23 protein-coding genes are annotated in these 20003 nt (G+C 56.7%); 5 read left to right on the forward strand and 18 right to left on the reverse strand.

The window, feature by feature from the left end:
- Positions 1–17: 17 nt before the first annotated feature.
- Genes J4772_RS21630 through J4772_RS21645 form a run of 4 tightly spaced genes read left to right on the forward strand, consistent with a single transcriptional unit; the run spans position 18 to position 2884 of the window.
- A complete protein-coding gene (locus J4772_RS21630) occupies positions 18–860 on the forward strand; it encodes a PIG-L deacetylase family protein (protein ID WP_209071345.1) in 843 nt (280 codons plus the stop codon).
- Positions 861–875: 15 nt separating this feature from the next.
- Positions 876–1598, forward strand: coding sequence for a hypothetical protein (locus J4772_RS21635; protein WP_209071346.1), 723 nt, complete (start codon positions 876–878; stop codon positions 1596–1598).
- Between the two features lie 24 nt (positions 1599–1622).
- Positions 1623–1787: a hypothetical protein gene (locus tag J4772_RS21640; protein ID WP_209071347.1), complete on the forward strand. Its 165-nt coding sequence runs from the start codon at positions 1623–1625 to the stop codon at positions 1785–1787.
- A gap of 17 nt (positions 1788–1804) precedes the next feature.
- Positions 1805–2884 (forward strand): Gfo/Idh/MocA family protein, encoded by a 1080-nt coding sequence (locus J4772_RS21645; RefSeq protein WP_209071348.1) that lies wholly within the window; start codon positions 1805–1807, stop codon positions 2882–2884.
- A 568-nt stretch (positions 2885–3452) separates the two neighbouring features.
- Here the strand turns inward: J4772_RS21645 and J4772_RS21650 are convergent.
- From J4772_RS21650 to gatC, 7 genes are all read right to left on the reverse strand, one after another.
- Positions 3453–5192, reverse strand: a complete 1740-nt coding sequence (locus J4772_RS21650) for a glycosyl hydrolase family 18 protein (RefSeq protein ID WP_116064895.1) — start codon at positions 5190–5192, stop codon at positions 3453–3455.
- Between the two features lie 165 nt (positions 5193–5357).
- Positions 5358–5789 carry a Fur family transcriptional regulator gene (locus J4772_RS21655; protein WP_116064896.1) on the reverse strand — a complete coding sequence of 144 codons (432 nt, stop codon included), beginning with the start codon at positions 5787–5789 and terminating at the stop codon, positions 5358–5360.
- Positions 5790–5901: 112 nt separating this feature from the next.
- Positions 5902–6678, reverse strand: coding sequence for a hypothetical protein (locus J4772_RS21660; protein ID WP_209071349.1), 777 nt, complete (start codon positions 6676–6678; stop codon positions 5902–5904).
- A gap of 178 nt (positions 6679–6856) precedes the next feature.
- The gene (locus J4772_RS21665) at positions 6857–7327 is read right to left on the reverse strand and encodes a GNAT family N-acetyltransferase (protein WP_209071350.1); all 471 of its coding nucleotides are present in this window, start codon (positions 7325–7327) and stop codon (positions 6857–6859) included.
- A gap of 83 nt (positions 7328–7410) precedes the next feature.
- Positions 7411–8844 carry an Asp-tRNA(Asn)/Glu-tRNA(Gln) amidotransferase subunit GatB gene (gene gatB / locus J4772_RS21670; protein WP_209071351.1) on the reverse strand — a complete coding sequence of 478 codons (1434 nt, stop codon included), beginning with the start codon at positions 8842–8844 and terminating at the stop codon, positions 7411–7413.
- A gap of 12 nt (positions 8845–8856) precedes the next feature.
- On the reverse strand, positions 8857–10317 hold the full coding sequence (gatA, locus tag J4772_RS21675) for an Asp-tRNA(Asn)/Glu-tRNA(Gln) amidotransferase subunit GatA (protein WP_209071352.1): 1461 nt from the start codon (positions 10315–10317) through the stop codon (positions 8857–8859).
- A gap of 20 nt (positions 10318–10337) precedes the next feature.
- Positions 10338–10625 carry an Asp-tRNA(Asn)/Glu-tRNA(Gln) amidotransferase subunit GatC gene (gene gatC, locus J4772_RS21680; protein WP_209071353.1) on the reverse strand — a complete coding sequence of 96 codons (288 nt, stop codon included), beginning with the start codon at positions 10623–10625 and terminating at the stop codon, positions 10338–10340.
- 92 nt (positions 10626–10717) lie between these two features.
- Here gatC and J4772_RS21685 point away from each other — a divergent pair, with 92 nt between their 5' ends.
- Positions 10718–11794 (forward strand): EAL domain-containing protein, encoded by a 1077-nt coding sequence (locus tag J4772_RS21685; RefSeq protein WP_209071354.1) that lies wholly within the window; start codon positions 10718–10720, stop codon positions 11792–11794.
- Between the two features lie 157 nt (positions 11795–11951).
- On the opposite strand, the gene J4772_RS21690 is transcribed toward J4772_RS21685, so the two are convergent.
- The 11 genes from J4772_RS21690 to J4772_RS21740 all read right to left on the reverse strand — a co-directional run bounded on the left by J4772_RS21690 (position 11952) and on the right by J4772_RS21740 (position 19993).
- On the reverse strand, positions 11952–12338 hold the full coding sequence (locus tag J4772_RS21690) for an ATPase (protein WP_209071355.1): 387 nt from the start codon (positions 12336–12338) through the stop codon (positions 11952–11954).
- Positions 12339–12456: 118 nt separating this feature from the next.
- Positions 12457–13698 (reverse strand): M24 family metallopeptidase, encoded by a 1242-nt coding sequence (locus J4772_RS21695; RefSeq protein WP_209071356.1) that lies wholly within the window; start codon positions 13696–13698, stop codon positions 12457–12459.
- A gap of 124 nt (positions 13699–13822) precedes the next feature.
- Positions 13823–14305, reverse strand: a complete 483-nt coding sequence (locus tag J4772_RS21700; RefSeq protein ID WP_209071357.1) for a hypothetical protein — start codon at positions 14303–14305, stop codon at positions 13823–13825.
- A 39-nt stretch (positions 14306–14344) separates the two neighbouring features.
- Positions 14345–14773 carry a hypothetical protein gene (locus tag J4772_RS21705; RefSeq protein WP_209071358.1) on the reverse strand — a complete coding sequence of 143 codons (429 nt, stop codon included), beginning with the start codon at positions 14771–14773 and terminating at the stop codon, positions 14345–14347.
- On the reverse strand, positions 14770–14916 hold the full coding sequence (locus J4772_RS21710) for a hypothetical protein (protein WP_181918099.1): 147 nt from the start codon (positions 14914–14916) through the stop codon (positions 14770–14772). Before J4772_RS21710 ends, J4772_RS21705 begins: the two co-directional genes overlap by 4 nt.
- A gap of 49 nt (positions 14917–14965) precedes the next feature.
- A complete protein-coding gene (locus J4772_RS21715; RefSeq protein WP_181918100.1) occupies positions 14966–15115 on the reverse strand; it encodes a hypothetical protein in 150 nt (49 codons plus the stop codon).
- 14 nt (positions 15116–15129) lie between these two features.
- The gene (locus J4772_RS21720) at positions 15130–16023 is read right to left on the reverse strand and encodes a hypothetical protein (RefSeq protein ID WP_209071359.1); all 894 of its coding nucleotides are present in this window, start codon (positions 16021–16023) and stop codon (positions 15130–15132) included.
- 34 nt (positions 16024–16057) lie between these two features.
- Positions 16058–17032 (reverse strand): hypothetical protein, encoded by a 975-nt coding sequence (locus tag J4772_RS21725; protein WP_247740810.1) that lies wholly within the window; start codon positions 17030–17032, stop codon positions 16058–16060.
- Positions 17029–18453: an ATPase, T2SS/T4P/T4SS family gene (locus tag J4772_RS21730; protein ID WP_209071360.1), complete on the reverse strand. Its 1425-nt coding sequence runs from the start codon at positions 18451–18453 to the stop codon at positions 17029–17031. The genes J4772_RS21725 and J4772_RS21730 overlap by 4 nt, the downstream gene beginning before the upstream one ends.
- Positions 18450–19286: a CpaE/TadZ family protein gene (locus J4772_RS21735; protein ID WP_209071361.1), complete on the reverse strand. Its 837-nt coding sequence runs from the start codon at positions 19284–19286 to the stop codon at positions 18450–18452. The genes J4772_RS21730 and J4772_RS21735 overlap by 4 nt, the downstream gene beginning before the upstream one ends.
- Positions 19283–19993 carry an SAF domain-containing protein gene (locus tag J4772_RS21740; protein WP_209071362.1) on the reverse strand — a complete coding sequence of 237 codons (711 nt, stop codon included), beginning with the start codon at positions 19991–19993 and terminating at the stop codon, positions 19283–19285. Before J4772_RS21740 ends, J4772_RS21735 begins: the two co-directional genes overlap by 4 nt.
- Positions 19994–20003: the final 10 nt, after the last annotated feature.

Below are 20003 nucleotides of genomic sequence, written 5' to 3' on the forward strand. Positions count from 1 at the left end.
AAATGGAGGAGTTCAGGATGAGCAGGGAAATTAGAATCATCGTCATCGGGGCGCATCCCGACGAGCCGGATATTTACGCCGGCGGACTGGCCGCGCTGTATGCGGAGCAGGGCCATCGCGTCAAATTTCTGTCCTTGACGGACGGCCGCTGCGGCCATTATTCCGTCGGCGGAGACGAGCTTGTTGCGACAAGAAAAGCGGAAGCCGCCGAGGCGGCGCGCCGGCTCGGCATCGACGAATACGAGGTGCTGGACACCCCGGACGGAGAGCTGCTGCCGACGATTGCCGTTCGCAATGAAGTGATTAGACAAATTCGGCTTTGGCGGGCGGACATCGTCGTCTCCTTCCATCCAGATGGGGGCGCGCATCCCGATAACCGTTACGCAGGCCGAGTCGTCGGCGACGCGGTGCCCTTCGCGGCCAAAACGCCGAACGCCGTGCCGGACGCGCCGGCTTTGGCCCAGCCGCCCGTTGTTCTGCTGATGCCGGACTATTCGTTGAAAAGTTGTTATCGTTGCGACATCGCCATAGACATCGGCCCGGCACTGGAGAAGAAGCTGCTCGCCTGCGACGCCCATTCGACGCAATTTTATGAATTTACGCCATGGCAGGCCGGGTTTCTGCACGAGGTCCCTACGGAGAGCTGGGAGGACAAAAAAGCCTTCCTGCTGAAGCATTGGGGAGAGTTTATTAACGCCTCGGACGAAATGCGGCAGGCGCTTATTTCCGGCTACGGGGATTACGCTGCGCAGCTTGTTCGCTATGCCGAGCCGTTCGAGATCGCCGATTACGGTCGCCGTCCAAGCGCGGAGGAATGGCCTGAGCTGTTCCCGATGCTCGGACGCGCGGCTGCGCAATAACACGGAGGACGGAACGTGCTGCTTGCTCTAGTCGCCGCTGTTTTGTTCACCGTTCAATCTCTGTGCCTTAAGCTGCTGCCGGAGCCTCGCTCCGCGCGCGGCCCGATCGGCGTCATCGCTGCTTATTCGGAGATGATCGCAGCCGGTTTGATGCTATGGCGCGTTTTCTCTGGAGCTGCGTCGATCGGAGCGACCACATGGGCGTATGGCGCGGCCTATGGCGTCGTCTTCGTGCTAACAATGTTTTTCTATGCTCGCGCAATGAGTATGGGGCTGTTATCGTACTCTTCCTTTTATTTTTCCGCCAGCCTGATGGTGCCGGTTGTCGCCAGTCTGACGCTGTGGGGAGAGCCTGCAAGCCCCTTTAAGCTGGCCGGTCTAGCTTTGTTTCTGCTCTCCTTTTATTTCATTCAAGTGCTCGGCGCGCAGCCGCAGGCTGCCCGCGCCAAGACGGACATTCGCTGGCTAGCTTATTGCCTGCTGGCCTTTTTGTTTAACGGGCTGCTGCCGGTTGTCGCCAAGCTGCACCAGATCGCGATGAACGGACAGGAAGCTCCGGAGCTGATGCTTGTCGGCTTCTCGTCCGCAGGGGTATGCGCTTTGGCAGTATGGGTCGCGTTAGGCCGCCGACGGAACGAGTCAGCGCAGCGTAGGCCCGAAGCTGCTCTTGGTGCGCCGATTCGACGAATGTCCTGGAGCGCGATCGGCTTGATCGTGTGTATAGGCGCGGCGACGTGAATCGGCAACGCCCTTGTCGCTTATTTGACGAGCCGTTTGCCGGGCGCGCTGCTGTTCCCGTTCGTTAACGGAACGATGATCGTGCTGCTGACGCTCGCCTCCGCTTGGCTGTTCCGCGAAAAGCTTAGCCGCGGCGGCTTGCTGGGCATCGGAACGGGCCTGCTGGCGATGATCGCTGTAAATATGTAAAGGAGGTTTGCACAAATATGATTCGACTCGCTTTGCTTAGCTGCTGGAATCCCTATCATACGCGGAGCTTTGTGCGAGACTTGGCCGAATTCCCGGAAGCGCGGCTGGTAGCGGTCTGGGATGACGATCATGAGCGCGGAACGGCTCATGCCGCGGAATTCGGCCTGCCGTTCGAGCCTAGCTTGACGGCTTTGCTGGACAGAGCGGACATCGACGGCGTAATAATCGATAGTTCTCCCGCCCAGGCGGCGTCTTTGATTGAGCTGGCCGCGCAGGCCGGCAAGCATGCGCTCGCCGATCAGACGCTGGCGATGACGCTGCACGAAGCCGAACAGGTCGCCTCGTACATTCGCCGAGCGAACATCCGCTTTGCCGTCGATATGTCGCTTAAGCGCTGGCCGGTAAATCTCACTGCCGCAAATGCGGCTCGCTCCGGCGCGTTAGGCGAAGTCACCTGCATGCGCGTTCGCAACGCCCATCACAGCGCAATTGCGGCGACAACTTCTTTCGCCTCGCGGTTCCTGGATGCTCCTTATGGCGTCTTCTCGGACCTCGGCGCTCATGGCTTGTACTTGACGCACGACATTTTGGGACGCCCCGACGCCGTCACCGCCGTTGTGTCCCGGTTCACCGGACATTCGGCCGAGGATAACGCCGTCTGCGTGCTGGAATATGCGAACGGAACGATTGCGATTTGCGAAACAAGCTATGTTGCCGGGCAGTCTCCCTTTGCGATCGAGCTGTACGGAACGGAGGGCAGCTTTTTGGGAGGAGGCGCAAACGGCATCCACCGGAAGCTGCTTCAGCCTTCGGACGCTGTCGTTCGAGCTTATGGAATGGAGGAGCAAGCCGAACTGGCTCGCGATGCTTCTAAGATGCCGGATGCTGCCGAAGCTTCGACGCTGTCGAATTGGTTGGAAGCGATCGAGTTGGCTAAAAAGCGGAAAGAGTCCAACGGTTCCTCTGCTCCGAACAACGAGCTGCCCGACGAATGGAATGCCCGTCTCGACGATGCGATCGCTCTGGCGGAGCTGCTGGAGGCTCTCTATCTTTCCGCGGAAACCGGCCGTAAAGTCTATTTGCGGGATTTCGAGTAACTTTATACGGTTATTCCTACAAACGTCCGTCGTTTGAGCCTGAACCGAGTAGCTTTGTACGAATTTTCGAACAAATGTTCTCCACTTAAGCCTTATTCGAGCTGTGTTGTACGATTTTCCCACTAACTTCGCTACGTAAACTTTTGAGTGCAAATAGATCCGCCCTAAAAGTTCAATTTTAATTGGAAACAGTGTGGGTCACGATTAGCTTGGAGACTACCTCATACGGTCCTGAAATCGCCTCTTATACGGGGTGCCCAATTTAGATTTCAGGAGCGTATGGCAGCTCGTGGCGACACTTATTTGTGTTTGGAAAGGCAATCTACACCTATACTTGGGGTCACCCAGTAATAAAAGCGGCCCACTCCCTTCCATGTGATTTGTAGTGTACTGAATATCTCTGCAACTCTGGCATACAAAAAAAAACGCCCAAGGCGAACGGATTCATTCCGTTTTGTGCCTTGAGCGAAGCGAACGGCATGGCTATACATGCACATTTTACGTTTCATCGATAATCACCTAGGACAACTCGATTGCTTATGGAACAGTCCCCGTTTTTGTTCAACTATCATTTATTTTGCAGAGTTTTATCTAACACATCCCAAATATCCTGAGACTCGAAGCCCCTTCTCCAAGACGCCACTCCGCCTAGATCGTATTTGCCGACCAGCTCCGCTCGCGCCTTCATGGACACCGCATCTTCGATCCAAATTCGCTTAAGCGCTTTGTCTTCTTTGAATTCCACATAATTTTGTCCCGTTTCCGCAGAGAAAACCGGCTTAAGCTTCTTCTCCTCGATCAGCTTGTTGACGGCGTTCATGCTCATCGTTTTGGAAGACACTTTAACGCCGCCCTCCCCGTTCGGCTCTTCGGTCCATATCCGGGTATACAGCGGGACGCCCAAAATAAATTTGCTTGCCGGAACCCCGTCCTCCTCCAGAATGCGTCTGACGGAATTCTCCGTCCACGGCAGCGAGGAAACGGAGCCAGAGACCGGGCTGGACGCCCAATGCTCATCGTATGCCATCAGCATCATAAAATCGACGCTCGCTCCCAGCCGCTTCCGGTCCAGAAACGCAGACCACATCTCGCTATTCGACTTGGCGGTCACATCGATGGAGACGACAAGATTTTGCTCATGCATAAGCGGCGTCATCTCGCGAACGAATTGCACCAGATTGTCCTTATCCTTCGTATAGACGTTCTCGAAATCGATATTGACGCCTTGCAGCTTAAATGTTTTGGCATAAGCCAGCATTTGCTGGATCATAACAGATCGAGACTCGTAGCTGGACAATGCGTTGTGCGTCCGATCGGGCTCGAACCCGTTGCTGAACAGCCCCCATACTTGAATCCCTTTGGAATGCGCCCACTTGACATAAGAAGAGTTCGCATTGCTGCGCACATTTCCTTCTCCGTCCACAAGCTCGAACCAGGTTGGGCTGACTACGTTAACTCCCGGCAGCTCTCCGATCTTCGCCGTATCCGGATTAGCCGAGTAGACCGCCTCCCAGGTCAGATTAATTTTCTGCCCTTCGGACTTCCAGGCGACGAACGGCTTGTCATCTTCCTTCTCGGAAGGAATCGTCTCCAGTTCGCCGATCGCTACTCCGCTCTTGGCAGCGTAGCCGAAATGACCGGAAGCGGATTGGATTTTATACCAGCCCTCTTCTTCCTCCTCCAATATACGAACGTCCGTCCCGGCAAGCAAATCCTCGACAATCGGATAGGATTTTGCAGGGCCTTCCCTCATCGTAATTCCTTTTGTCTTGCTCAGTGACACTTTGCCATGCCGGACTTCCTCGCCCGGCTCGTACAAGGTGACGATACCGGTAGACTCCGCGAGCTTGATTTGAATCCCGAACAGCTCCGTAAGCGGAGCGATCGGCAAATACAAATCGTCGTCGAACTTCTTGGCGGCGAATCGCAGCGTCATCGGCTTGCGGTTCAGCGTCGCGTCCAGTTCCCCGGTCTTAAAGTGCATTACCTTCGTATCGTTCGTCAGAATAATGCTCTCCGTCTTCTCCTCATACCGCACTCCGTCTCCTAACAGACGCGAGGCGATCGGCATCGGAATCAGCATTCCTTCATCGCTGCCGCGTGCGTACTGCTCTGTCCATTCCCCTCGAATCATGATCGGATTAGGCTGGGCGGTATATTGCGGAACTACGTAAGACGTATTGGCCGAATGAGATAATTTCCACCAGATTGTAACACCTGCCGCTATCGCGAAGAGCAGCAGAAGAAGCAGCCACTTGCGCGATCGTCGGCCGTCGCGTCTCCGTCTGGGGGCAAGTTCATGATTCAAAACCGTTTCAACTCCGTTTCTGCTGAGCTGCGTGCATGATTTGTCCTTATTATTAAACGATTGTAATCCCCGTCAGGTTGCTGGATAATACGGGGAATGACCGGCCGCGTGCAAATAAAAACACGCCGAGTGTACGCTCAGCGTGTTCGTTGCTCTTGTGATCGCTTAAGAATGCATGCCCTTGCATGTTGGACAGAGCCCATAAAGCTCAAGCCGATGACCGAACACGCTGAAGCCGGTCATGGCGGCAGCGGCCCGCTCTGCGTCCTCCACGGGCGGCAGGTCGATATCGACAATCGTTCCGCAGCTCGTGCAAGTAATGTGGTAATGATCCGACATATCTGCATCAAACCGGCTCGAATCGTCCCCGTAGGTCAGCTCTTTGACTAGTCCTGCATCTACAAACAGCTTCAAGTTATTATAAACGGTTGCCACGCTCAGGCTCGGATATTGCGGCGACAGGGCGCGAAAAATATCGTCCGCCGTCGGGTGCGTATACGATTCCATCAGGTACTGCAGTATGGCGTAGCGTTGGGGGGTCATCCGGATTCCGCCGGATTTGAGCTGGTCCACGGCATGCTCGACCCTGGATTCCATGCTCTCACAGCCTTTCGTATAACTTATGCGCACTGACGCACGTATAATCTATTCTACGGTCCGCGTTCAGTCGTTGTCAATGGAATAAACCCCCGCCTTCTCGCCAGCCCGTTCAGTTCCTGCCAGCCTTGTGCCCGCGATTTTCCCAAAACCAGTACACAATGCCCGCTCCGATCAGAATGACGGCCCCGAAGGCAGAGCCTGCCGAGTTGAACAGCTTATGCGTCCAGCTCGATCCCGACGTCAGCAGCATCAACACGCCCACTCCGGCCACAACAAGGATGGCGACGGGCGGCATACCGCGCGCGGCTGGAGGCTGTACCGGCTGCGAATGCGGCTGCGGCTGCATGGCGTCCGGCTGCACGGCGGCTCCCCCGAGAGGCGCCTGCTCCCAGCCGACCTGCTCCGGATACGGTCCGGGAATCGGAGCCGACGACGGCGCTGGCCCCCATCCCGCCCGATGGCCGTAAGAAGCCGCGGCGGAGCCGGAGCGGTCGTTCACGGCATCCGTGCTTTGAATCGCATCGAACAAAGTGTAGAAATAAATAATGGGAATAAGCAGCGAAAAAAATAGAACGGGAAGCGCGCTGCTATTATTGGATACTTGCGTGATGGCCACGATGTCCAGAGCTATCATCAACATCAACACAATTCCCTTGCCCATCAACCCTAAATACATATGCCCAGTCCCCGGAATCATAAAGGATAGCCAACCCGCCACCCATTTCTTTTTCCGTCTGGCGTTCGGCAGACGCTCCGGATAGGAGCTGGAAGCCCCGTAGCCTGGAGGCCAGTGTTGCTGCTGCGCGGCAGAGGCCGCATTCGCCGAGTCCGGGCTTGGAGGCGGCGGGTAGCCTGCCCCTGGATTCCAATTGTCCGCTTCTTTCATACTGATCCCTCCGACAGTCTCATTTCAGCGAGACGATGAGATCCCTTTCAGATCCCCATACGCCCCTGCTCCGGTTTGTTTGACTCATTGTATCATGCCCCGGTTCGACCCAACAACGGCAATTGGACGGGGCCGAACCTAGGCTTAAGTCGGAGGCCGGGACAATCTCTCAAAGCCCCTAACTCGCTGAAGGCGGCCGTATAAGCTGAACCATCGTAATCTCCGGAACCGGACTAAACGTCATCTTGCGCTCGAATCCGAACTTCTCATAGAGCCGCAGCGCAGGCGAATTGCGGATTTCCGCCGTTACGCCCCAGGTCGACGCAGCCGGTTCCGCGGCTAACGCCTTCGTCAACAGCTTCGCTCCAATGCCTTGGCGCATTGCGTTCGGATGAACCATTACGCGGCAAATCGACAAGCGGTCCGGCCCGTCGCGTTCATACGATACGGCTCCAATCAATTCTCCTTCTTCGTCTCTGTAGCCCAGAAAGCTTTCTCCGCACTCCTGCAGCGTTTGAATCGTATCCTTCAAGGGCGGCAGATCGGCCACGCCGATTAAGTCCGCTTCGACCCTGTAGGCGGGATGCTGCAGCGCCCATACTTCCTCGGCCGCTTCCCGCTGCCGAATGTCCAACGGTGTGATCTCCATAAGCTTTACCCCCAACATCCTTCTGAAAATGGCACAACGGCAAGCCCGCTCTAACGCGGAGTTGCCGTTGATTTTAACATTAACTACCCCTTCAAACGATCCATCAGCAGCTTGTTGACGAGACCCGGATTGGCTTTGCCCTTCGTCTCTTTCATAATCTGCCCGACGAGGAACCCGATCGCCTTGTCCTTGCCGCCGCGGAAATCTTCTACGGATTGCGGGTTGGCGGCGATAATCGCGTCGACGATCGCCAGTATCGCGCCCTCGTCGCTGATCTGCACCAAGCCCTGCTCCTCCACGATCTTCTGCGGGGATTTCCCTGTCTCCAGCATGCTCTTGAACACGGTTTTGGCGATTTTCGTGCTGATTGTGCCTTTCTCGATCAGCTGAATCATCTCGCCTAAGCCTTGGCCCGTAATTTGGACGCCGTCCAGTTCCAAATTGTTCGCGTTCAAATAGCCGAGCAAGTCGCCCATAATCCAGTTGGCCGACGCCTTGGCATCGCTCGTATGCTTAAGGCTTTCCTCGAAGAAATCGGAAAGCTTCATCGATGCCGTCAACACGCCGGCGTCGTAGGACGACAGGCCGTATTGCTCGATATAACGCGCTTGACGCGCATCCGGAAGCTCCGGAATCGAAGCGCGCACCCGCGCCTTCCACTCGTCGTCGATATGAAGACGCACAAGGTCCGGGTCCGGGAAGTAGCGATAATCGTGCGCTTCTTCTTTACCGCGCATGGTGAACGTTTTGCCTTGACTTTCATCCCAGCGCCGCGTCTCCTGCACCACTTCTCCGCCGCCGTCGAGAATGTCCGCCTGACGCAGCTCCTCGTACTCCAGGCCGCGCTGAACGCCGCGGAAGGAGTTCATATTTTTCAGCTCCGCGCGAGTTCCGAACTTCTCCTGTCCATATGGACGGATACTGATGTTGGCATCGCAGCGCAGGCTGCCTTCCTCCATCTTGACGTCGGACACGTCGCAGTACTGCATAATTGCCCGCAGCTTCTCCAGATATGCCTTCGCTTCTTCTGGGGAACGGATATCCGGTTCCGAGACGATCTCAACGAGCGGCGTGCCGACGCGGTTCAAGTCGACGAGCGAGCCGAGGCCGCCGTCGATATGCGTCAGCTTGCCCGCATCCTCTTCCAGATGCAGGCGAGTGATGCCGATCCGCTTCGTCTTGCCGTTCACTTCGATGTCGATCCAGCCGTTCTGTCCGACCGGTTGGTCGTACTGGGAAATCTGATACGCCTTCGGCGAATCCGGGTAAAAATAGTTTTTGCGATCGAATTTGCACCATTCCGCGATCTCGCAATTAATCGCCATCGCCGCTTTCATCGCGTATTCCACCGCTTGGCGGTTAAGTACGGGAAGAACGCCGGGATGGCCGAGACATACCGGACAAGTATGCGTATTAGGCGGCGCTCCGAAGGAAGTCGAGCAGCCGCAGAAAATTTTCGATTTCGTGTGCAGCTCGACGTGGACCTCGAGACCGATGACCGTTTCGTATTTAGACATGGTTAGACCCTCCTAAGACAGCGCCGGACGCAAATCGCTGAACCCGGCTTGGCTTTCGTATGCGTGCGCGGCGCGCAATACCGTCGATTCGTCGAACGGCTTGCCGATAATTTGCAGACCGACAGGAAGCCCTTCGGCCAGTCCGCAAGGGACGCTGATCGCCGGCACTCCCGCCAAGCTGACAGGGATCGTACAAATATCGTTCAAGTACATCGTTAGCGGATCGTTCACCTGCTCGCCTAGCTTAAAGGCTGTCGTAGGCGCCGTCGGCCCGATGATCAAGTCGTACTTCTCGAACGCTTGGTCGAAATCGCGCTTGATCAATGTGCGCACTTGCTGGGCTTTCTTATAATAAGCGTCATAATAGCCCGAGCTAAGCGCATAGGTACCTAACATGATTCTTCTTTTCACTTCCGGCCCGAAGCCTTCGCTGCGCGAACGGCGATACAGGTCGAGCAGGTTGGCCGGGTTGTCGGCGCGGACGCCGTAACGGACGCCGTCGAAACGAGCCAGATTGGAGGAAGCCTCCGAGGAAGCTAGCAAATAATACGTAGCTATGGCGTATTCCGTGTGCGGAAGCGAGATTTCCTCCCATACGGCGCCGAGCGATTCGAACACCTTGAGCGCTTCCTGTACGCGCTCCTTTACTTGCGGATCGATGCCTGCGCCGAGATATTCCTTCGGCACACCGATGCGAAGTCCTTTTACGTCGCCCGTAAGCGCGGACAAATAGTCCGGAACGTCGACGTTCGCGGACGTCGAATCTCTGCCGTCATGACCGGCGATGGCCTGAAGTACGTAAGCGGAATCCTCGACGTTCTTCGTAATCGGCCCGATCTGGTCAAGCGAAGAGGCGAACGCCACGAGGCCGAAGCGCGAGACGAGGCCGTACGTCGGCTTCAATCCGACAACGCCGCAGTAAGCGGCTGGCTGGCGAATCGATCCGCCCGTATCGGAGCCGAGCGAGAAATACACTTGGCCCGCCGCGACCGAAGCCGCCGAGCCGCCGCTGGAGCCGCCCGGAACGCGTTCCAGGTTCCACGGATTGCGCACGGCGCGATAAGCGGAGTTCTCATTCGAACCGCCCATCGCGAATTCGTCCATGTTCAGCTTGCCGATCGTCACCGTTTGCGCCGAATTCAGCTTCGTAACGACCGTTGCATCGTAGATCGGATCGTGATTGTCCAGGAATTTGCTGCCGCAGGTGGTGCGAAGTCCCTCCGTCACAATATTGTCCTTGATGCCCGCGGGAACTCCGAACAGCAATCCGCGCTCCCCGCCTTCGGCCAGCAAAGAATCCAACGCTTGAGCTTGCTTGCGCGCGCCCTCTTCGTTTAACGTCAGGAACGCGCCGATCTCACCGTCCGTCTCGCCGATTCGCTTAAAGGAAGTTTCAACGAGCTCGGAAACGGATAATTGTTTATGTTGAAGACGATTATGTAATTCGGTCAGTCTTAAGTCGAAAACCGACATCTTTTTGCTCCTCCTTGTCTCTATTCCAGAACAGCTGGCACTCTGAATTGGCCGTCTTCTTCTTCCGGAGCGTTGCGCAGCACCTTCTCCACCGGCCAAGAACTCTTGACTTCATCTTCTCTCATCACGTTGGAAAGAGGCAGAACGTGGCTCGTCGGCTCGATGCCGTCCGTATCCAACTGGTTCAGCTTCTCTGCATATGTAAGAATCGCGTTAAGCTGTCCCGCGAACTGTTCCTTCTCGGCGTCGGACAGATCGAGACGGGCCAGGTTGGCGACATGCTCGACGTCTTTGATCGTAATGCTCATCTTGTCAAAACCCTCCTTATTTCCGCATTTTCGCTCATTCTTTTTATTATATCGGACAAACTAAGGGAACTCAATGAAAAGGGGGATTCACTATGTCTCGCTATCATCGGGCGTTCTCTTCCTTCCCGCTTAGAGATGCCGGGACGGTGGAATTCGCCGCCGAAGCACCGAATATGCGCGAGCGCCTGCAGCAAGCGATCGCTGAGCTGGCAGCCCCGGAAGAGACGATGCCCGAGCGACTGGAACTGCAGTACTCGGAGCATAATCAGTTGCTCCGGCTTATGAGCAAGCTCCAGCGGCATTTCCCCGCTGCCGAGGCGGGATCGGTTCAGTGCAGAATCCGCTTCGCAACGGAACAAGACGATCCCGCTGCGGATGACGAGCCGGCCGATGACGCTTGGGTATCGCTTGCGGAGCTGTTCGGAGAAGTTGGCGGCGTGAGCGTTGCCGACTATATTTTGCACCGCCATTTCACTGTCTATCTTCAACCGATCGTCGGACTGGACGGGTCGGTCGCCGGATATGAATTTCTGACGCGTCCGCTGCCGGAGCAAGCCCCTTTCCAGCCCTCCGGACTGTTCGAGAGCGCGAGAAAAATCGGCCAGCATTCGTTCCTGGATCGGGCGGCGAGGAAGCTCGCCGTCCGAGTCGGAGCCGCGCATCTGTCCCAGGGCGTGAAACGATTCGTTAACTTTCTCCCCTCGTCCCTATATCGGCCCGAGACCTGTTTGAAATGTACATTCGACACCATCCGAGAAACGGGTACGGACCCCGGGGACTGCGTGTTCGAGGTCATGGAATCGGAGCCACTGGACGATCCAGGGCTGCCCGCCGTATTCGACATCTATCGGCAAGAAGGCGTCCGGCTTGCCCTAGACGATGTGGGAACGGGATTTGCGACGCTGGATGTCGTTGAACGACTGCGGCCCGACTACGTAAAAATGGACCGAAAATGGGTCAGCCACTGCGACGAAGATCCGGACAAACAGCGCTATATCGACCGTCTGCTGGAGCGAACGGCGCGTTTTCACGGCGTTGTGCTGGCGGAAGGGATAGAGCGTCCCGAGGAATGGCTTTACTTGAAACGGGCGGGCGTACCGTTATTCCAAGGTTTCCTGTTCGGCAGAGCAGCTCCGGTACCTCTCGCAACTCCGGCGACAGTCGGCTAGGGCGTGTATGCATACTCCGAGGATAGTAGATTTTGACGAATTTTCGTTCCATGCAAGGAACTTTTGCTTGGCGTACCGGGGGTACGTCAAGCAAAAAAACATCGGACAAATACGGCCCTCAGACCGTTTTGTCCGATGTTTTCGCGTTCGCGCTCGCTTAAATCCAAGCCTTCAGGTTCACCTGGCGAATGAACTCCTCGCGACTGAGCACTTCTTTGCTCGCATCGTCGTCAGAAGGCTGCTCATCCGTGCGTTCGACATTCATAATTCTATTGAACAGCTCTTCGTTGCGCGTCGACAAAGCAAAATCGATCAGAGCTTCCTTCTCGATCCGGTCGGCCTCAATCTCCAGCAGCGTTCTCTCCAGTTCGATATCCGAGCCTGGAACGTAAAATTGTCTATTGGCTTTAGGCACGCGAATAATATAATCGAATGCGCTATCGTTATTGCGATCATAGGCGATGATGTAGCCATATTCGCCCACAGGCAAATTCTGCTCAAACCGGTCATCCACGATGACGATTCTTTCTCCCAGTTGCAGCATGCCGATTCCCCTCCCCTACTCTCCCGGAATACTACTATCCTACTAGAAAAGCATAACCTTATGCAAACACTGTCATTCCGGGGAGGAGAAAATCTAAGGCTTTGCCGCGTTCGCCCCTTTAACCGCAATCGTCATTAGCGCCAAAATATTCATACAGTTTTTCCGGAGATACAGTCAACGTCCGGCAGCCTTCCTCGGTAATCAGATACGTATTCTCGATGCCGACGACGCCCTGTCCGGGAAAAGTAAACTTGGGCTCCACGGCCAGCGTCATTCCCGGCTCCAACGGCTCGCGGAAACCTCTGGCCAGCACGGGCCATTCGTCGATCTCCAGGCCGATGCCGTGACCGAGAAACTTCACCTGATCTTTGCCATAGCCCATGAAGTGGCCGGCCAGCCCTGCGGATTCCGCCATTTCGAGCGCTTGAACGTATAGCTGCTCCGGCGTCGTCCCCGGGCGCAGCAGCCGTTCCGTGGCGCGAACGATCTCTTCCGATACCCGGTAAGCCGCCTCAAGCTCCGGCTTCAGCGCCCCGATGACCGCTGTGCGCGTCTGGTCGATAACATAGCCGTCGATGCAGCAGCCGAGATCAAGCAATATGGGCTCGTCTCTGCCGATCGGGCGAAGGCTGACGCTTTTCGGCGATGCCGGAGACAGTCCGCGCCCGCCAGCCGGACCGTCGAAATAAGAAGGCTCGGCGGCCGCTTCGCCCGCCGAGACGATGCCCGTCATAATTTCCTGATTGTACCCGCGCATCCGCATTAATCCGCTATGTCCCCGTCTACGGATGCCGCTCTCGATGACCGCCATCAGCTCCAGCTCCGTCATTCCCGGCTTTAGCACCGCCAGCCCCTCTTCCAAAGCGGCCGCGACGGCTTCTGCGGCATTGGAGATGCAATCGATCTCATATGCGGATTTTACGCTGCGGACGGATCTGAGCAAACCCGACGCGTCGGCGATGCGAACTCCGGATATAACCTCTCCGAGCTTCAAATAGAGCTGGGCGGGCATCACGTCGAGATCGGAACCGATAAGAGGGCGCTGTCCGCCTGCCTCCCCCGTCCCGGCGAAGCTCTGCGGGTAGTCCTCGCTAAGCTGCTCGCCGAACGCGCGGAACGACAGCAGCTCGGTCGTTCTGATTCGCGATTCCGCCAACGCCCTCGTCACGCTTCTTCTAACGTAATAGGTCGGCTCTCCGACGGCCGGAACGAAAACGTATCCTGCCTGCATCGAGCCCGTGAAATAATAAATGCCGACATTTTGCGTCACCAGACAGCCGGCCATTCCGGCCGTCTCCAGCTTCGCCTGCAATCTATGTACGCGTTCGGACCATTCTCCGCTCGGCGGAACCTTGCTCATCGTTGGCTTATCCCCTTCGGTCGGATTCATCTTCATCTTGATTTCATTACAGCAAAGATGAGACCTCCCGTCAATCGGAATACGAGGTTCCAGCCGGACAGCCCCCCTGCATCAGGTTCCCTTACTAGAATACTAGCTCCGCAGCTCCCTTCAGGTTCCACTCGACCGGCGCCAGCACGCCGAACAGGCGCGGATACTTCACGTGGGCGATCAGCACGACGCCCGGACGTTTCAACGTGACCTCGTAATCGTATTGCGGATTGCGATACGTATACGGATAACTGACGCCTTCATTGATTATTTCGAATGCTCTGACCTCGACAGGATCGCGAAGAAAACTTCCCGCCCGGGGCTCAAGGCTCGCATCCAGCGACAGATTGCGGCTTATATACTGATTAGCCGTCTGCGCTGCGACATCCGGATCGATCGAGACGATGCCCAGCTCCAGCTTCTCCCGATCCAGCTGCTGTGCTGCGGCATGCGCCGCGCGGTCGATCGCACGCTTCGCTTCGTGAACGGTTCTCATGGCCGCTTCCTCGTCGATCTGCAAGGCGTGAAGCATCCACCACAAGACGATCATCAGCACGCTGAACAAGAGCTTGGCCATTCTTCTGCCGACTCCTTTCGCCGCCGCTCCGACCGACGATCAATCGGGAACATACTCGCTCATTTTCATCCCCCTGCCGGATATGCGGGCGTGCTCCGAGGGAGGAGAGAGTCCGATCAGACGGTCGATATCGAGCAAATTTTCATATGGATACGCAATGCGCAGTTGGAGTCCGGTTCCTCTTGGCAACGGGCTGGTCGGATCGCCGCTGTCCGCCCCCGAAGTAGAATAGATTTCGTACTCCAGCACGGACGGAGAGAAGCCGTATCCGGCCAACCGGCTGCGCGACTGCTCTACCATCCAACTGTCGATATAGCCGTACTTGCCGCTCGCCCCGATCTCCAGCATGTAATCGACCTCCTGCTGCAGCAGAGCCTGGCGAATAACAAGGACATGTTTATAGATAGGAGAGAACATCAGCCAGCAAAACAAAGCCGCGAACAGCACGAATACGAGCAGCTGTTTCATGGACTAATCCGGGATAGATGATCCGCGATCCGGCTGCCGGAATTCGTAATTTTCGCGTTGGCGCCATCTTCTCCCTGAGCAAATGACATATACAGCAGCGCCACAGTAACAATTAACAGCATCGTCATAAGCAGCTGTCTCATCTAAGATCTCCTTTCCGAAGCATCGACGATTGGCCCAGCGGCGCCACGGCTAGGGCTGCATATTGCCAAGCGTCGTATTGGCCGTATCTCCATGCGTTTCGATACGAGCCTTCGTTCCCGTATTGTCCTGCGCGATTATTGAATTGAACATTAGCGCGACAACGATCAGCATCATCACAGTGATCAAAATATTTCTCATGCGGCACCTCCCTTCTATGGATTCAGCGCGTCGAACAGCTTGGCCGCTTCCTGCACCCAGGGGTACAGAAACACTTGGAACGTGTATAAAATCGGAACCCCCGCAAGCACGAACAGCAGGTAGGAAGTCGTCTCCTTGCGGCTTTGTCTGGACAGCTCGATCTGCGCCTTGTAGTCTCTTACGATTTCTCTCATCAGAGCATAGATTTCATCGCTTTCATTCAGCCGGAGGGAACGGATGCTCTCGGCGAAGCCGTAGGCTTCGTCCGTGCCGAGCCGTTCCTTGAAGCGCTTAAGGGCGGCGTCCGCGTCATGATACCATTCGTTCAGCAGCAGCCCCATCTCGTTGCGAATGTGACGGGTCAGAGACAAGCATTTCATCAGCTTGCCGTGAAGGTGCATCCGAGAGCCTGTGTAATACAAAAGCTGGCTAATGACGGCGACGATCTCCCGCCGAATTCGATCCGTCCGGTGACGGCGAAAGGCGTGCAGCGCCGTACGATCGAGCGTTAGCAGAAACGTCGCAATCGCAAGTACGAAGATCGCATTCCATATCGTCAGCGGAGAGAGCAGCTTGTTCATCTGCAATGCGTATAGCGTCAACCCGAGCGCTGGCAGTGCGGTCAGCAGACAACGGCGCAGCGCCAAATACGATTCCGGCGAATAACGTATGCCGCAGCCTGCGAGCAGCACTCTTCTCTCTTGCAGAGCTACGCTTTCCCGGTCAACCCGCCAGATTTGATACCACCAGCGGGGAGCGCGGCGCTTGCGCCAGCCTTTCAGTTGAATGCGCCAGCGATTCCTCGGGACGAAAATCACCCTGGCAGCAGCATAGATGCCGCCGAACGCCAGCGAAAATTGCAGCAGCCAGCTTAATCCGAATGTGAGCGACTTCATGAACTCCGACATCGCGCTTCCCCTTTTCTTATAGTGCAAGTGCCCTTCATAGCTTCCTTCGGGATAAGTACAGCCCCATCATGAACGAGCCGAACAGCAGCAGTCCTGCGTTAAGCAGCATCTCCCTTCCTGCGGCGTCTACGATGTAATATTCATAGCTTCCGGACGGATTCAGCTTAAAGTTCACGCCCATGAAAATACCGAGAAACAATACCGGCGTATAGTTCGCCATGCGGATTTCAAGCATCCGATGACGCTCGACCTGGTTAGCCAATTGGGCTTTGCGCATATCGGCGATCAGCTCTTGCAGGTTATCCGCTACATTGTTGCCCTCCTCCAAGGCGATCTTCAAAATATTGCCGAAATATTCGGCCCACATGTTGCCGAACGATAGCGAGAACCGGCGCAGGCTGCCTTCGTCGTCGCCCTTGACCGACAGGTTGCGGTAAAGCTGGTCGAACACCGCCTGCACCTCGCCCGGCAGCCTTCGCTCCTCTACCGTCTTCTGCAGGGCGATACGGATATGACGGCATCCGGTGACGAGATAGCTTTGATAGAACAGCTCCACCGCTGGCAGAAACTCCAAGCGAGTCGACAGCTGACGGTTCGTCAGCGACATTCTTAACGCCAAATACGGCATGCTGCTTAACATGAGCAACAGCATCAGCGCCGAGCGAACGGACTGGAAAGCTAGAGCTCCGGCGACGATGCCCATGAGGCCCATTCCGAGCGAACAGACGGCAAAACCCGCCGGCGACATGCGCCATCCGAGCGCCAGCAGCAGATCGGACAGATGACGATGCGGTCTGCTCAACCGGCGCCAGCGCAATGACGATATCTCTTCATCGCTGCGAATTCCGTGAGCGACGTGAACGCCGCGAGTTCCGCGAGCGCCGCGTCCTCCGCGCAGCCTCCGTTTGCGCGACTGTCCGCTCCACCAAGCCGACAAGCCGAAATACAGGCTGACGGATAGAAGCAGAAACAGCAAAGCGGCGAGACCAATCATCGCGAGCTTTATCAAGACGCCGCCTCCTTCGGCCAACCGTCCGCGATTAACCGATAGCCTTCAGGATCGGCCCGTTGAATTTTCCGAAGCCCCTTCGAAGAGAATTCGTCGGGAAAAACCCAACAATCCTCGCCTTCCTCATAGCGAACGAGGTCGCGGACGTGAACCGTCCCGTCCCGCCATTCGAACTCCCCGATTCTGACCAGCCTGCGCACGCCGCCGATCATTCTCATCTCGAATCCGATATGCGTGACATGCTCCGTGATTCTCCGTGTCATCGTCAGCGGGTTCATTCCTCGCCCGTCGAGCATGCACATGTCGGTTATCGTATCCGGCACATCCTCCAAGCCGCTAGCGTGAACGGACGTGATACTGCCCTCGTGCCCCCGGGTACAGGCGCGAACGTAGATGTTTGCATCCTCGTCGCGAATTTCCGCGTGGCAGATCCGCTGCGGCGACTGCCTAAGCGCCAGCTTAAACGCCTGACGTGGGCCGTGCAGCGGGTCGTCCTCCTCCGCCTCGTACTCCACGACGTTTTTGTCCGGGAAGTCCCGCCCCAGCATCAGTTCGTAGCGTCCTTCTATCGTTACGATCCGTTCTTCATCCGGCATTGCCGCAATTAAAGCTTTAATCAAATGCGTTTTGCCCGTGTTCGTCGCTCCGATCACGACCATATTAAAGCGGCTCCTAACGATAATAAGCAGCAGCTGCTTAACCCGTTCGTCCATCGTGCGATATTCGGGCCGGCACAGCGTATCCAAGCTAAACTTTTTAACCGTGTACAGCCGAATCGTCAGCGTCGGCTGCGCGGTAAAGCCGAAGCCCGTGAGCGTGACGCGCGAGCCGTCGAGCAGCAGCACCTCGGCCCAACGCTTGCGCGGGTTGATCCTGTCGTTGTTGAACAGCACCAGATTTTGTTGAATTCGCTCTACCTCGCTTACCTCTTGAAACCGGAACGCCGAAGCTGTCGCCCGACCGTCCCGCACCTCGAAAATGCGAGTGCCGACGACCTGCACCTCCTCCAAACCCTCGCGGTTGCTGAGCACCAGCTCCAGAACGTTCATTCCGATTACCTCGGCGAACAGCGCTTCCGCCAGCGTAGGATACGGCAAGCTGCCGAACTGGACATGCTGCAGCCGCTTGCGAATAATCCAGTCGGAGATAATCGCCAGCATCTCCGCCCGCTCCTGAGGAAATCCGATAATCGCTCGGTTCAGCTTCTCCGCATATTGTCTTCGCTCCTCCTCGCTCCACCCTCGGGGCGTCGACAGCATCTGCCGCACCTCTTCGGTATACGCTCGCAGCCGCGTCAGGCCTCCTGAAGCTTCTCGCTCTTCGCTCGCGACAGGAGCAGTCGCCGAATTGGAAATTTGCAGCTCGGCGGCGTAGGCGGCGGGAGAGAACCGTTTAACCCTCGTCCGAAGCCCCGCGCTCATGATTTTCTCCTCCTATGCATGATCAGTCTGCGCATCCAGGGACTGCTAGTTTTCTGTATGCGGGCCGACCAGTTCAGGCGACCGAGCAGCGGTTCGGCGATTGCGTCGAAAGCCGCGGCGTGCTTCTCCTCCGAGGACAGCCATTCGTCCAGCCTGCCGCTATCCAATTGCAGATGCACGCTCTCTAGCAGCTTCAACTCGGTAAACTGCGCGCATCCGGTTTCTTTGCGAATTTCCTTCATTCCGAATCCCCCTGTCGATCGATAATTGCTCCGGAGCAGTACCAGTTGAAACTGCTCCGGGCTCATTCCAAACTGCGGACCGATTTGTCCGGACCAACGCTGTATATCCTCTTGAAAATGGCTGAGGCTGCCTGTCGTAACGAGAAACCGCTCGTCCGCCTCGCGCATGGCGCAAATCGTCGCCGCGTTATCCCAATAGGCGCTGACATCCGCGATCGTTAGATCGAACGCCTCGCGCGACGCCGTAAGCAACTGCCGCATATCGTTCGGCTCGTAATATTCCGCCTGATCGCGAGACAGATTTCCGAACAGGACGTGCAATCCGCCCGACTTGGGCGTGCGAAAAGCGTACCTTTTCAGCTTCTCCCCCGTCAGCGTCCCGGCTCTCAGCTCCGGCCTCACCCCGTCCAGCGTGACGTCCGGCTTGTCGACGCCCAAGTACAGATGCGTCTTGGCGCTCTTCAAGTTCAGACAGAGAAATCCGACATTGCGGCCGGTTAGCGCCGCGATGCGATAGGCAGTGCCGAATGCCGTCAGCGATGTGCCGATATTCGGCGTCGAGCCCGTGAAGGCCGCCAATCTGCCGCTCATGGGCGAGCCTCCTCCCGGATCGACGATGCCTGAAACGCGATGACCAGCTTGGCCGTCCCGCCCCTGCAGGCGGCGTCGAGCTCAAGCCATTGCGCCTCCGTCAAGTTCAAATTGATCGCATCGATCGTGCCGTTGGCGTCGCGCCGGGAGGCGTACATGCCTTCTCGGTCGCCGTTAGCCATCGATAGCAGATTCGAGTTTTTCGGATTATCGATCTCCAAATTGGCGGCGGTCTTCACCCCGGCGACCGATATGGCCTCGGTAAAAAGTCGACGCGGCTCCGCCTCCTCGCCCGACAAGTACAGGACCGCTTCGTCGCCCGCACGTATGCCGTTGGAGATCGACTTAACGTACTCCCGCGGAATCTGGAACGTCGATTGCCCGGCTCTGGGCAGCAGCCGATACTTGTCGATCTTCCAGCGCAGCAGCGGCTCCCGCCCTCCGAGCGGCATCGACGCCTCCAAGCCGACCGCTTCCGACACGTCGGTCAACATCTCCGGCAACAGCGCGGTTCGCGGCATCGCCACCGTCGTCAAATGCGCTTCCTCCAACCTCGTCCCCGTAGCGATGAATTGCTTCGGAACGACGACCTCCGTCATTTCCTGCAGCTCAAGCTGCCTTAGCTGCACTACGTACACGCCGTAGACGAGCACCCCCGACAGCACCGCTGCCGACAAGCTGATTGCGGCTTGTTTTTTCCTGTTCATGCCAACACCC

Source organism: Cohnella sp. LGH (assembly GCF_017671885.1).
In the GTDB taxonomy this organism is placed as follows: Bacteria; Bacillota; Bacilli; order Paenibacillales; family Paenibacillaceae; genus Cohnella; species Cohnella phaseoli.